7 protein-coding genes are annotated in these 13059 nt (G+C 73.6%); 1 reads left to right on the top strand and 6 read right to left on the bottom strand.

The genetic code is table 11. The features are described from left to right. The first annotated feature begins 3 nt into the window (after window positions 1-3). The gene (locus tag NP095_RS09280) at window positions 4-1260 is read left to right on the top strand and encodes an acyltransferase family protein (RefSeq protein ID WP_256766142.1); all 1257 of its coding nucleotides are present in this window, start codon (window positions 4-6) and stop codon (window positions 1258-1260) included. Here NP095_RS09280 and NP095_RS09285 read toward each other — a convergent pair. The 6 genes from NP095_RS09285 to NP095_RS09310 form a co-directional block, all read right to left on the bottom strand. Further along, window positions 1160-4954 (bottom strand): alpha-(1->3)-arabinofuranosyltransferase domain-containing protein, encoded by a 3795-nt coding sequence (locus NP095_RS09285; RefSeq protein WP_256765994.1) that lies wholly within the window; start codon window positions 4952-4954, stop codon window positions 1160-1162. The genes NP095_RS09280 and NP095_RS09285 overlap by 101 nt on opposite strands. 91 nt (window positions 4955-5045) lie before the next feature. Further along, complete coding sequence (locus NP095_RS09290; RefSeq protein WP_249378350.1) at window positions 5046-5192, bottom strand: hypothetical protein; 147 nt, start codon at window positions 5190-5192, stop codon at window positions 5046-5048. A gap of 87 nt (window positions 5193-5279) precedes the next feature. Beyond that, window positions 5280-7013: a hypothetical protein gene (locus tag NP095_RS09295; RefSeq protein WP_256765995.1), complete on the bottom strand. Its 1734-nt coding sequence runs from the start codon at window positions 7011-7013 to the stop codon at window positions 5280-5282. Then, window positions 7010-8119 carry a glycosyltransferase gene (locus NP095_RS09300; protein ID WP_256765996.1) on the bottom strand — a complete coding sequence of 370 codons (1110 nt, stop codon included), beginning with the start codon at window positions 8117-8119 and terminating at the stop codon, window positions 7010-7012. The genes NP095_RS09295 and NP095_RS09300 overlap by 4 nt, the downstream gene beginning before the upstream one ends. Window positions 8120-8129: 10 nt before the next feature. Next, window positions 8130-8945 (bottom strand): glycosyltransferase family 2 protein, encoded by an 816-nt coding sequence (locus NP095_RS09305; RefSeq protein WP_256765997.1) that lies wholly within the window; start codon window positions 8943-8945, stop codon window positions 8130-8132. Further along, the gene (locus tag NP095_RS09310; protein ID WP_256765998.1) at window positions 8938-13026 is read right to left on the bottom strand and encodes an alpha-(1->3)-arabinofuranosyltransferase domain-containing protein; all 4089 of its coding nucleotides are present in this window, start codon (window positions 13024-13026) and stop codon (window positions 8938-8940) included. Before NP095_RS09310 ends, NP095_RS09305 begins: the two co-directional genes overlap by 8 nt. Between the last annotated feature and the right edge of the window lie 33 nt (window positions 13027-13059).

The raw sequence follows: 13059 nt of genomic DNA on the forward strand, positions 1-13059 counted from the left end.
GTGATGCGGCACCCGAACGGGCGCAATGCGACGACAACCTACCCGATCCCCACTGAACCCGGAGGCTTCATGGGCCACCTGCGCCTCGTCGACGGGCTGCGTGCCGTCGCCGCCGGACTCGTGCTGGTCTCGCACGTCGGGTTCTGGACCGGGGCCTCCCGGATCGACCTCGTCGGAGGGCTCGTCGCCCGCGGCGACGCCGGTGTCGCGGTGTTCTTCGCGATCTCGGCCTTCCTGCTGCTCCGGCCCGCGATCGGGCGTGGGCTCGACGGCGCGCAGGGCCCACGCAGGTCCACCGGCGTGTACGCCGCGCACCGGGCCGCCCGCATCCTGCCGGCCTACTGGCTCGCGCTGGCCGGCGTGCTCGCGGCGGCCGTGCTGATCCCGTCGGCGGGCGGTCTCGGCGGCGCCGGCAAGGTTCTGGCCCAGGTGCTGCTGCTGCAGGGCTACACCGGCGAGTACTACCAGTCGTTCACCCAGACCTGGAGCCTGACGACCGAGGTCACCTTCTACGTGCTGGTCCCGTTCCTGGGCGCGGCGCTGGCACACGTGCTGGGGCGCCGGGGCGGAGTTCGGGGCGTCCGGTCGCTGCTGGCCGCGACGGTCGCCGTCGGCCTGCTCGGGCTGGTCGTCCAGGCCGCGGCCGCCGCGTGGACCCGCGCCGGCTCCGACGGCGGAGCCGGGGTCCTGGCCACCAGCGTCCTGGGCCACCTCGCCTGGTTCAGCGTCGGCGTGCTCGTCGCCCTGCTCACCGAGGCGCGCCGGCGGGGCATCGGCCCGCTCGTCACCCGGCCCGCCGTGGCGGCCGTCTGGGACTCGCGGCCGACGCTCGTCCTGCTGGCGGTCGTGACCTTCGTCGTCGCCTCCTCCCCCGTCGCCGGCCCGCGCGACCTCGCCGTGCCCACCCTGGGCCAGGCCGTCGCGAAGGAGGGCCTGTACGCCCTGTTCGCCCTGTTCCTGCTGGCGGCGGCCGTGAGGGAGCCGGCTGCGGGAACGCCCGCGGGCGTGATCGCCCGGGCGGGCCTCACCCGCTGGCTCGGCGACATCTCCTACGGCGTCTTCCTGTGGCACGTCCTGGTGCTCCAGGTTCTCTTCGCCGTCACCGGCGCCACGGTGTTCGCCGCCGGCTTCTGGTGGGTGCTCTACGCGACCGTCGGGTTCAGCGTGGCGCTGGCGTCGGCGTCGTGGTGGCTGGTCGAGCGTCCGATCCTGTCGGCCGTCCGCGGTCGAACGGCGCGCGACACAGCAACGCGAGCGTGAACAGCCCCGCCGCCTGACCGAGGATCGCTCCGGCCGAGGTGCGCTCGACGACACCCAGGGCGGCCATCGCCGCTCCGCCCACGGTCATCGCCACGATCGCGGCCGGGACGACGAAGCGGCGCGGCACGCACCACGCCACCACGGCTGCACCGAGTCCCGCGGGCCCGCCGCACAGGAGTCCGACGACTCCGGACAGCGCCCAGCCGATCCGGCGGTCCGGCACTGAGTCGGGCGCGGGCCACCGGTCCCACGGCAGCCGCGAGCGGCGCGTGACGAGGAGGACGGCGAGCAGCAGCAGGAGCGCGACCGGGCCGATCGCGAGTCCCCAGCGGTGCGCGTTCGTGGGCGCGAAGTCGATGACGACCTCGCCCGAGACCGCGGCGGGCAGCCGGAATCCCTGACGCCAGCCGTCGACGACGACGGGGTCGAGCTCACGACCATCGGCGGTCGCCCTCCATCCGTCGTTGGCGCCCTGAGTGGTCAACAGAACCGCGTCGTCCCCCGGGCCGACCTCGGCGACGATGCGGCCGGGCGCCGTCTCGCGCGACTCGACGGTCCGGCCCGACGCGGGCGTCGGGCCGAACGTGCCCAGGACGATGCGCTCGACCTCGAACGGGGCCGGCAAGTCGGCGCGCACGTCCACGACACCGGCGTCGACCCGGACCCGGGACGGGCCGCACGGCGACAGCTCCAGCGGAGCGCCGGCGGCGACGTCCGCGCGATCGACGGTGCCGCCGAATCTCAGGACGGAGTCCCCCACCGAGATCGGTGAGCAGGGCACCTCGAGGGACGCCGCCGGCTCGATCGCCGAGAAGTCCACCTCCGGAACCACCCACTCCCCCTCGCCGGGCTCGCGGATGAAGGTGAGCGTGATGCGGTCACCAGCCCCCTCGATCGGCCCGCCGGTGGCCGGGAGCGTCGAGACGCGGCCGCCTGCCGACGCCCGGATGGCCGCCAGCCCGGAGCCGTCCGTGTCGAGGCGTCCGAACGTCGTCCCGGCCGGCAGCTCGACCTCGACCTCCGCGGCGTCGCGGTCGGCCGGCACGCGCCACGATGTCGAGGGGTCGCGGTCGAACGAGGCTCCGGGTCGCTGTGCGGGGTCCTTTCCCACGCGGTCGTCCGAGGCGAAGCCGGCCGGGCCGTCCAGCAGGGCATCCAACGCCGACCCGGGACGCGCCCGCGCGGTCACCGTGACCGGGACCGAGGCGGTGCCCGCGGAGCGGATCGCCCACCGCGGAGCGGCCGCGTCCTCGTCCAGCGGGCTGAGCACCACGCTGGTGTCGGCCAGGTCCACCGTGCCCGGCACGGCGATGCGCGAACCCCACGCGTGCGCGTCGCTGCTGACCTCGGCGATGCCGCGGACGACCGCGCGGGGCGCGGTCGGCAGGACGACCTCCAGGCGGTCGAATCGCTCGGTGCCCAGATCCGCCGTGCCGATTCCCCCGTCGAGCGCGACCCGGACCCGGCGCGACGTGCCGTCCGGACGCTGGGCGACCAGCGTGACGGCGTCGACAGCCGGGGTGGTCTCCGCGGCCCGCACCGTGACCGTGCCCAGCCGGGTCGGGCCCGGGAGCGTCAGGGTGAGACGCCCGGTCGTCTCCTCGTCGGTGAGCCACGCGGTGCCGGCGTCGCCGTCGAGCGCGGCGGCCGGACCGGAACGGGTGCCCGACCACGCGGCGGCGAACGGGTCCGCAGCGCTGCTGCTGGCGTCGACGTCCCGCAAGCCGACCCACTCCCGGACGGGCTGCGCGGAGCGATCGCCTGCCGGCGGCAGGTCACGAGCTCCGATGACGGTCGGCGCGTCGTCGTGGGCCTCGAGCGTCGGGCCGTGGGCGAGCTGCGCCGGGAGACCGCTGTTGAACTGGCGCCACCGCAGCGAGTCGGTGAGGACGTCAGGCTCCGCGGCATCCGGCTCGATCGTGGTCCACGTCCCCTGCGGGAGACCCAGCGCGGTCAGGTCGACCAGGGTCTCGGGACCACCGGACACGCGCACCGCGGCGTCGGCGTCGACGGCCTCGACCAGGGCGCCGGACGAGGCGTCGACCGTCCACACCGAGAGGTCGCCGAAACGCCCCTGCTGCGTGAAGCCCGGCGAGGCGGCGAGGTTCTGCTCGACCCGGTCGGCCGAGAGCGCCTGGACGAGCGGCAGGACCCCGTGCCGGACGACGACCCGCGAGACGCCCATCCGCGCCAGCACCTGGGCCAGTCCCGGCTGGGCGGTGCCCGAGGCCGCGGCCTCGTCGATGCGGTCCAGCAGCCGGGTCGCTCCTGGATGGCCCAGCGGGGCCGCCGCGCGGACGATGATCGGCGATTCCGCCAACGCCACGAGCGGCTCGTCCGACGTCTTGCCCCAGGTGAACTCAGCCGCGCGAGCCGCCGGCAGGACGAGAGTCGAACCGCCGTCCTGCTCCGCCAGAGCATCGATCTCGTCGGCGGCCTGCGACCAGGCCGCCGGGATCTCGGCGTAGGAGTTCGCGTCCCCTCCGCGTCCCGACCACAGCGCGGTCGGCGACGCGATGGCGGCGACCAGCACCGCCACGGTGGCGACCCGCGGCAGCCGGCGAACGCGACCGAGACCGTGCGCCACGAGGACGCCGACGCCGAGAGCGAGCGGCAGGCGCACCAGCGGATCGGCCTTGTGCACGTTGCGCAGGGCCGCGCCGATCCCGTCGAGGAAGTCGCGCACCGGGCCGGCGACCGGCGAGCCGAGCGCACCGGCATGGCCGAGCGTCATCGCCACGACGCCGACCAGGGCGGAGGCCACCACGAAGCGCGCGGCATGACTGCGCTCGCGATCGCGCCCGAGGACCACGAGACCGCCCACGCCGGCGCCCGCCACGACCATGCCGCTGAGGATCGCCACCAGCCCCTGCGCCTGCACCCAGCCCGACTGCCAGACGGGGTGCGACTCGGCGTCCAGGATGTAGGCGATCCAGTGGTCGGCGCCGCGCAGGATGTTCGGGACGGACGTCACGGCCGTCGTGATCCGGGCCGTCTCGATGAAGTCCAGGAAGGGATAGCCGTACCGACCCAGCACCAGCAGCGGCACGATCCACCACGCGGCGCCGACGACCACGCCGGCCGACCACGCGACGAGCGCCCGGCCTCGCCGCGCCGCCCGCGGAGCGGTCAGGATCACCAGCAGCGGCAGCCCCAGTACGACGGCCGAGGCCGTGGCGTTGACGCCGCCGAGGGCGAACGTGAGCAGGCCGGTCCAGGCCGCGGCGCGGACGAGGGCCCGGGTGGTCGTGGACGGCCGGACCATCGTCCAGGCCACGAGGACGAGCCACGGGGCCACGGCGCCGGGCCAGGCCTCGACCGAGATCTCGGGGAGGACCGTGACGACCCGGGGCGCCAGCGTGTAGAGCGCCGCGGCGACCAGGGCCAGGTCGGTGCCGAGCCCGACGATGCGGCGGGCGACCAGATGGGTGCCGAGGAATCCGACCACCAGCAGCAGGCTCCACCAGAGCCGCTGCGCAGCCCAGTCGGGAAGTCCGGCCGCGTCGGACAGGCCCATGACGGGACCGAGGGGGAAGAGGTAGCCGTAGGCCTGGTTCTGCAGCTCACCGAGGCCGGCGTGCGAGTTCCACGCGTACAGGGCGCGTGACAGGTAGTCCCACGGCGCGACCGTGAGATCGAGCTTGGTGTCGGGCTGCGTCAGCCCGGGCGCGACGACCCACGGAAGAATCGCCACCAGCAAAGTGCTGGCGGCGATTCTGACCCGCTGGGCGACAACCTGCGTCGCTCCGGGTTCGTCGGTGGTGGGGTGTCTCACCCCGGTTCGATCAGGACTCGTCGTACGCGATGACGGACGAGTGCGTCTGATCCTGCTTGACCGCGGTCTGGCTTGCAACGATGCCCAGGACCGCGAGGCTGCCCAAGATGATTCCGGCGACACTGCCGCCGATGGTCCAAACCGCGCTCTCAGTCATGTGCCCCTGTTTTCCGTAGTCGTGGCGATACTGCTGGGTAGCATAGCAGGGCTTCGGGCCCCTGTCCTGTACTCATCTCGCTTGCTGCTACCGGTGTGTCGGCTGGGCGCGACGACGCCGAACCAGCCCCACGACCGCACCCGCGACGGCGAGGACAAGCCCCATCCCGCCCAGCACGAGTCCCGCGTGGTCAGCGGCCGTGGCGCCGGGGACCTCGGCGAGTCCCTCGTCCCCCAGGTCCCACCACTCCAGGTTCTCGGTGCGCACCCGCAGGTCCGCCCCGGCCAGCTGCAACTGGTTGAGGGTCGGACCCGGCTGGTCGGTCTGCAACAGGACGTGACGCACGCCGGCCGCGCGCAGCGCCGCAAGCACGTCGCCGTCGGGGGCGCCGAGCGCGCGCGTGACCTCGGCGGCGCGGGGGTCCTCCCCCGCCACCCAGGTGTCCTTGAGCGGCAGCGCGTCGTTCACGCGCACGTCGCGACTGAGCAGGCGCTGCCACGGGTCCAGCACGACGCGGTCGTCGTTCCAGTCGTAGCGCCGGTACTGCGTCCAGGGCAGCACGGCGACGGCGCCGGGCTCGGCGTCCTCGAGACGCTCGGCCACGAACGTGAAGTCCACCGGGAGATCGACCGAGCCCCACCGGCCGTTCGCGCCGAGGGCGATCCCCGGCAGCGTCACCACGGCCACCAGCCCGCACGCCACGGCGATGGCGCCGGTCAGCGCGCGGCCGACGTGGCGTCGCGCGGCGGCGGCGCCCAGCCGCGCCACCGACAGCCCGACCGCGAGCGAGACCGCGACCATCCACAACGCCGCGAACTTCTGCCCGTCGCGCACCAGTCCCCCGCCGGGGACCTGCAGCACGAGGAACGAGACGAGTTCGCGGCCTCCCGGAAGACCCGCGAGGATCGCGGCGACCAGGCCGAGCACCCCGGCGACGGCCGCCCCCAGGTACTCGGGGCGCGAGCGCACGCGGGCATCGGACCACGCGGCGACGCAGGCCACGAGCACGCCGAGCAGCGCCACTCCGGACAGCACGAGGTTCTGCCGCTCTGCGAACCAGCTGGCCTGGTTCCAGATGCCGCCGCCGGTCAGCACCGAGCCGATCATCCCCCAGGGAGTGTCGGCCCGGGCGGCGAACGCGTCGACCCCCGCGGAGTCGGCGGCGGACGAGGCCTCGGACCGCAGGTACGGGAACCACCACGACGCCGCCACCAGCACGGACACGACCATCGCCCAGCCCCAGGCACGCCACGCGCGCGGCCATCGCGATCCGGCGAGCAGCACCGCGGTGGCGGTGACCACGGCCAGCACCGCGCCGGTGGAGCCCGACAGACCGGCGAGCGCCATCACGATGCCGAGCGCTCCGGCGCCGCCCTCGCCGCGGCGGGCGCGACCGGCGGTGCGGATGACCCAGAACAACGCCGCGTACCCCAGCAGATAGCCCCAGTGCCCGATGGCCAGTCGCTCGGCGACCCACGGGTTCCAGCAGGCGACGAGTGCGCCGGCCACGGCGGCCCGGCGGCCCGGCAGCAGCGCGCCGGCGCCGGCGCCGGCAGCGACGAACACCGTGAGCAGCAGGATCTTCTGCACGAGCCAGCCCGGCAGGACGGTGGAGAGGGCCGCGACGACGAGGTCGTTCGGAACCGCGCGCGGCACGGCACCGTCGATCCCGAGCGTGCGCTCCCCGAACCCGAGGTCGGGGACGAACACGAGGTCGTAGTTCAGCGTCAGCCCCGGCAGCAGCGCCGGACCCAGGATCACGATGCCGGCCACCAGGCCGACGAGGCCGCCGACGGCGGTCGATGTGGTGAACCGCTTCACGAGCGCACCCCGTGCAGCCGCTCCATCTCGGAGAAGGCGTCGCCCATCCGCCGACACTGGGTGCGCAGGTCGTGGTGCTCGGTGACCCAGGCGCGGTTGAGGGCGCCCTGCTCCGCGCGTCGTGCCGGGTCGGTCAGCCACGCGACGAGCTGTGCCGCCAGCGCCTCGACCTGGTCGGCTCCCTCGACGTCGAGGAGGTCGTTGCCCGGCGCGAGGGCCTCGTGGTTGCTGCCGCAGCGCGTCGTGACGACGGGCAGGCCGCACGCCTGAGCCTCGACGTAGGCGAGCCCGAACTGCTCCTCCCACTTCCAGGTCGGACGCGGCGCGGTCGTGAAGACCGCGGCGCCGCGCAGCAGGTCGGCGACGCCGGCGGCATCGAGGCCGCCGACCAGCGTCACGCCGCTGGCCGGGTCGTCGGCCGCCGCGCGCACGAGCGGCTCGAGCGGCCCGCGGCCGGCGACGACCAGCTCGGCCTCGGGAACCTGCCGGCGCACGAGCGCCATCGCCTCGAGAATGCGGTCGATGCCCTTGTTCTCCGCCAGCGGGCTGACGAACGCGACGACGGGTCGCTCGACCGGGGCGGACGCCGGCGTGAAGATCGCGGTGTCGACCCCGGGCTTGACCACGCGGATCACCGCGTCGTCGAAGCGGTTCTCGAGCAGGTGGTCACGCGCCGCGTCGACCATGCAGAGCAGGAGCTCGGCGTCGCGGCACGACTCCAGCGCCTGACGATAGGGCGGCACCTTGTAGATGGGCTGACGCGCGAGGTTCTCCCACGTGACCACGGCCTGGAGCGGCTTCCGGCCCGTGCCGCGGCGCCGCCAGCGCGACGCCTGACCCGTCACGAGCGAGCACAGCTCGAGCGAGGCGACCCAGTCGAACTCCGCCGGGTCCTGGTCGCGCAGCTCATTGACCCAGGCCAGCGCCCCGGCCTCGATGAAGCGCTTGATCGGACGTCGGTAGGTGCTGGGCACCCACGTGAGATCGCCGACCGGCTCGTCGCGGGCGAGCGCCGTGACGTGCGTGTCGCCCATGAGCGACATGTAGTAGAGCTCGCGGCGCGGTCGCTGGTCGGGCAGGGACACCCACAGGAGTTCGCGCGTCACACCACGATCCTCACACCTGCACCTGACGGCGCCCCGCACGCGCCCCCCACAGGTACCCCGCCGCCTCCATCAGCCGCATGCCGGCCATGCCGAGCGCGTGCCCGGGCCGGCCGAGCAGGCGGCGCCAGTTCTGGGCGTAGGCCCGCAGCACGCCCGCGCCCTGGTCGGCCATCGCCCCGTCGTGCTGGTCGACGAGGGTGGGCAGGCTGAGCCCGTAGTAGTAGCGCTTCTGCCAGATGTCGCGCAGCGTCAGCCGGCCCTCGTCGTGGTCGACGATCACGGGAGCCAGCTCGACCGTGCCGCCGGACTCGCGGATGCGGAACCGCAGGTCGGCGTCCTCGGGTCCGGACATCGACTCGTGGAACCCGTCGGCCACCATGTCGGACCGCCGCAGCAGTCGCGGGTTGTGCAGCCACGGCGCGTCGAGATAGCACTCGCGCTCCAGCGCCCGGCACGCCGTCCAGAACCCGTGTCCGATGGTCCGCTCGGGCAGCGCGACGCCGGTGGCGCCGGTCGTCGCGGCCGTGCGCACAGCAGCGCTGACCGCGTCGGGCGGCAGGTACATGTCGCTGTCGAGCCACAGGATCCACACGCCCTCGGCGGCCCGGATCCCGCGGTTGCGCTGGGCGCTGCGTTCCGGGCCGCCGCTGATCACCACGTCGGCCAGGCCGCGGGCGATCTCGTCGGTGCCGTCGGTGCTGTGGTTGTCGACCACGATCAGCTCGACGTGCGGGTGGTCCTGGGCCTTCACCGAGCGCAGGCACGCCTCGATCGTGCGGCGGTTGTTGCGGGTCGGCACGATCACCGACACCAAGGGCTCAGTCATCGTCGTCGTTCCTCCGGGCGAGCAGGATCAGGCTGCCGGCGACCGTCACCACGAGGCCGGCGGCCGCGAGATGGTGGGGCACCAGGCTGGCCGAGATGATGTCGGCCGACAGTTCACCCAGGCTGCCGCGACGCCACTCGACGACCAGCAGCGCCAGGACGGAGACGAAGGTCAGCGCAGCGCCCGCGTACACGAGGCGGCGCGGGTCCACCGGACGCAGCCACATCAGGAGCGCGACCGCGACGGCGCCGGCCAGACCGCCCCAGCCGAGCAGCAGTCCCGCTCCGGCCACACCGGCGACGGCCAGCGCGGGGCCGCGGGCCCAGGCCGGACGCAGGCCGGTCGGACCGGCCGGGCCCTCGGGCAGCGCGAACAGCCGGCGGCGCACCAGGGCGCCGATCACCAGCGCGAGCGCAGCGAGCAGCCCGAGTCCGCTGGCGCCCAGGGCGACGTTGGACCAGCGCTGCGGCGCGTAGCGGATGTCGATCGTGGCGGCCGCGCCGTCCTCGATGATCCAGCCGGACGAGAACCCGTCCAGGGTCACGGGGGCGCCGAGGTCCTCGCCGTCGGCCGTCGCCCGCCAGTCGGGGTTGTGGCTCTGGCCGGTGACGACGGCGTAGGGGCCGTCGGCCACCTCGACGTCGAGCGTCATGCGCGTGTCGCCGTCGCGGGTGACCTCCGAGATGATCGGCGAGCCGAACCGCTCCAGCGATGCCCGGGTGTCGGTCAGGCGCAGGGAGTCCAGGGTGAACGCCGGATTCGCGTCGAACGTGTGCTCGCCCGAACCCAGTCGCGTCCGCTCGCAGCCGACCCACCGGGTGCCCTGTTGGTCGGCGCGCGCGAGCAGGCTCGTGGCCGGACGCATGTCCAGCCCGGTGCCGTCCGCCAGCGCAACCGGCAGGCAGTGCACCTCGTCGTCCGCCGCGTCCATCGCCAGGCCCGTGTCGATGTCGGTGAATGTCGCCGGAACGCCCGACGGGTCGCCGGCGATCCCCTCGATCGTCACACGGACGGCGGAGCCGCTGACCGGCTCGTCGAGGTCGATGGTCGTCTCGCCCAGGCCGATCTCGGACTCGCCCACCTCGACGCCGTCGACGGTGACCGACACCCGCGTCGCGCGATGGCGCGTCTGGCCCTCCTCGATGTCGGCGGCCCGCTGGACGATCCGCACCTGGTCGATGCGACGCTCGTCGCCGCGGATCTCCCACCAGGCGCCACGGGTCGTGCCGCCCGGCACCCACCCGGTGTCCGGGTCACCGTCGGCGGCGCGCGAGGCGCGGTTCGCCGGGTTGTCGAAGTAGAAGCCGCTGGACTCGGCCTCGACGTCCGTGCCGCGTCCCTCGACGCGGTCGTACATGACCTCGACCGGGCCGTTGACGCGCACGTCTGCGCTGGTCTCGAACGTGCGGCGGTCCGGCAGCGTCACGATCCGGTTCAGGGCCCGCTCGGAGTCGTCGCTGGTGGACTCGGTGTTCTGGACCCGGGTCAGCAGGACGTCCAGCGGCGTGCGCGAGAAGCGCTGGCGGTTGGCCTCGTCCAGCTCCTCGTACACCTTCGAGAAGGTCAGCGGGGTGCGGCCGGCGACGTGCGCCTGACGCCCGACCCCGATCTCGGCGATGCCGACGAAGTTGTAGCCCTCGCCGCGGGTGGAGTCGATCGAGACCGTCAGCTTGTCGGTCCGCACTCCCCCGAGTCGCGCCGTCGCCAGCCCGGACTCGGGCAGGGTGATCGTGTCGCTCCGTCCGCCGGCCGACACCGTCACCTCGTCGATCTCGACGTCGCCGATGGGCAGTTGCGCGATCGGCACCTCGTCGAGCTCGACCGGCTCGTCGAACGTCGCGACGAGGCGCTGGCCCACGGCGGTGCCGAAGTCACCGAAGCGCCAGCCGGTGGTCAGGTCGCCGTCCATGGCGAAGTCGCCCGTGCCGAAGGGCAGGTCGAAGAACGTGCCGCCGGACCGCGAGGTCGAGACCTTCACGACCGAGTCGACCCGCACCGTCTGGTCCGCCGGGTCGGTGCCGAGCGTGCGGGTGGCGCCGGGATCCTGGTCCTCGCGCAGCAGCGGCCCCTGGCCGACGGTCAGCCGGTTGGAGATGACGCTGCGGCGCGCGTTCGTGTCGGTCAGCACCATCCGCCCGGCGGTGTCGAGGGTCCGCGTGAACTCGTCCGTCGAGAGGTTCTGGGCGTACCGCACCAGAGGAGACGTCTCGAGCAGGCCGGCGTCGGTCAGCGCCGGGAAGGCGAACCCGTCGCCGGCCACGACGACCTGTCCGTCCAGGGGCACGGCGCGCAGCGGCTCGCGGGCGCCACTGACGTCGTAGACCTGGACCGGCGGCAACTGCTGCTCGCCGTGGAAGAAGGGGTCCTCCATCGCCGGGGACAGGGTGTTCTGGCCCGGCACGCCGAAGTTCTGGCGTCCGAACAGACCCGGATCGGTGGAGATGCGCTGGTTCATCTCCGAGGGGCGGGCGCCGCCGGTGTTCTCCCAGACGACATCGTTGCGCAGCAGCACCTGACCCGCGCCGAGGTAGCGCGCCATGGTCGAGACGACCGCGCCCGTGGACGTGCCCGACTGCACCGAGCCGTCGAGCGCGGCGAGGAAGTTCACGCCCGCCGGCGAGGCGTTCGGGGTCGTCTCGGGCAGCACGGCCCGGCGGTCGAACAGGGCGTTGATGACGTCGTCGGGCCGTTCCTCGGTCCACCGGTAGAACGGCCGGACCTGGCCGGGCAGCACGAGGACGGAGCCGGGCTGGGTGCTCTCGTCGACCGCGGTGGCGGCCTGGCTCCAGTAGTCCGGGATGTCGATCGGCGAGATGTAGAGGCGACCGGAGAGCGCGGGCAGCGACCAGGCCGCGAAGACGGTGGCGATCACCACGAGGACGACGGCTCGGGCCGGCTCCCGGCGCCAGACCCGGGGCACGAGGTGCATCACGGTCAGGACCAGGCCGATCGTCATCGCCACGACCAGGACGGCGCCGATCTTGTTCGTCGTGCGGAACGCCGACAGCGCGGGCACCTGGAGCACCTCGGCGAGCAGCCGTCCGAAGGGCGACGCGGGGCCGTCCTCGGTCGGGAACACACCCACCATCACGATGGCGGCGCCGAACACGGCCGTCGTGATGAAGACCCGGGCCCGGGTGCGCGCCCAGGCCAGCGCGGTCAGGCCGAGAGCCGGCCACAGGGCCGTGAGGATCACGATCATCGGGCTGACGACATAGACGGCGTGCTCGGGCACCCACGGTCCCGCCGAGCTGGAGCCGTAGAGCGGCCACATGCCCAGGCCACGCAGGACCTCGGTGAGCGACGAGACCTTGGCGATGCCCGTCAGCGTCTCGGAGCCCTCGACGATCTGCGAGCCCGTCGTCAGGGCGGCGAACGCCGGGACGAGCCAGTACAGCGAGAGCACCACGACGAACAGGGCCGACTTCGCGAGGACCTTGACCGCGTCGATCCAGCGCAGTCCGTCGCTGGCGCGGATGGCCAGGATGACCGGGATGACGGCCAGCAGCTGCAGCAACGGGACGACGGCGACGTTCATGCCGCTCATCGCGAAGAAGGTGAGGCCGAACAGGGCGGGCCACGCCCAGCTCGTCGGTCGGCGCAGGGCGTGGATCAGGCACAGCAGCTGCCAGGGCAGCAGCGCCATCGGCAGGGCGATCGCGAGGGTCGCGCCGGCGCTGATCGTGTAGGGGTTGGCCAGGAACAGGACCGCGGCCAGCAGGCCGCCCCAGCGGCCGACGCGCGGGGCGACGACGCGCGTGAGGCGCGCGGCGCCCCAGGCGGCGACCAGCCACAGCACGAGGTGGAAGACCTTGAAGGTCAGCTCCGGCGAGAGTCCGATGCCGCGCAGCGCCGAGAGCACGAGCAGGACGGGTGCCAGCCCCACGTTGAAGTTCGGCGATCCGAGGTACGGCGACGCCGTCCACGACGACAGGTACTGGCTCAGCATCTCCCACGGACGGACGTAGACCTCGGGCTTGATGTCCGTGTAGAAGGTGCCCCAGCCGTTCAGCCCGATGACCAACGCGAGGGCAAGGATCGCCGAGCCCACCACGACGCGGTAGTGGGTGAACAGACGCACAGGGGACTCCCTCGGGGGTTCGGCCGGACGGCC

Source organism: Aeromicrobium duanguangcaii, from assembly GCF_024508295.1.
Classification (GTDB): domain Bacteria; phylum Actinomycetota; class Actinomycetes; order Propionibacteriales; family Nocardioidaceae; genus Aeromicrobium; species Aeromicrobium duanguangcaii.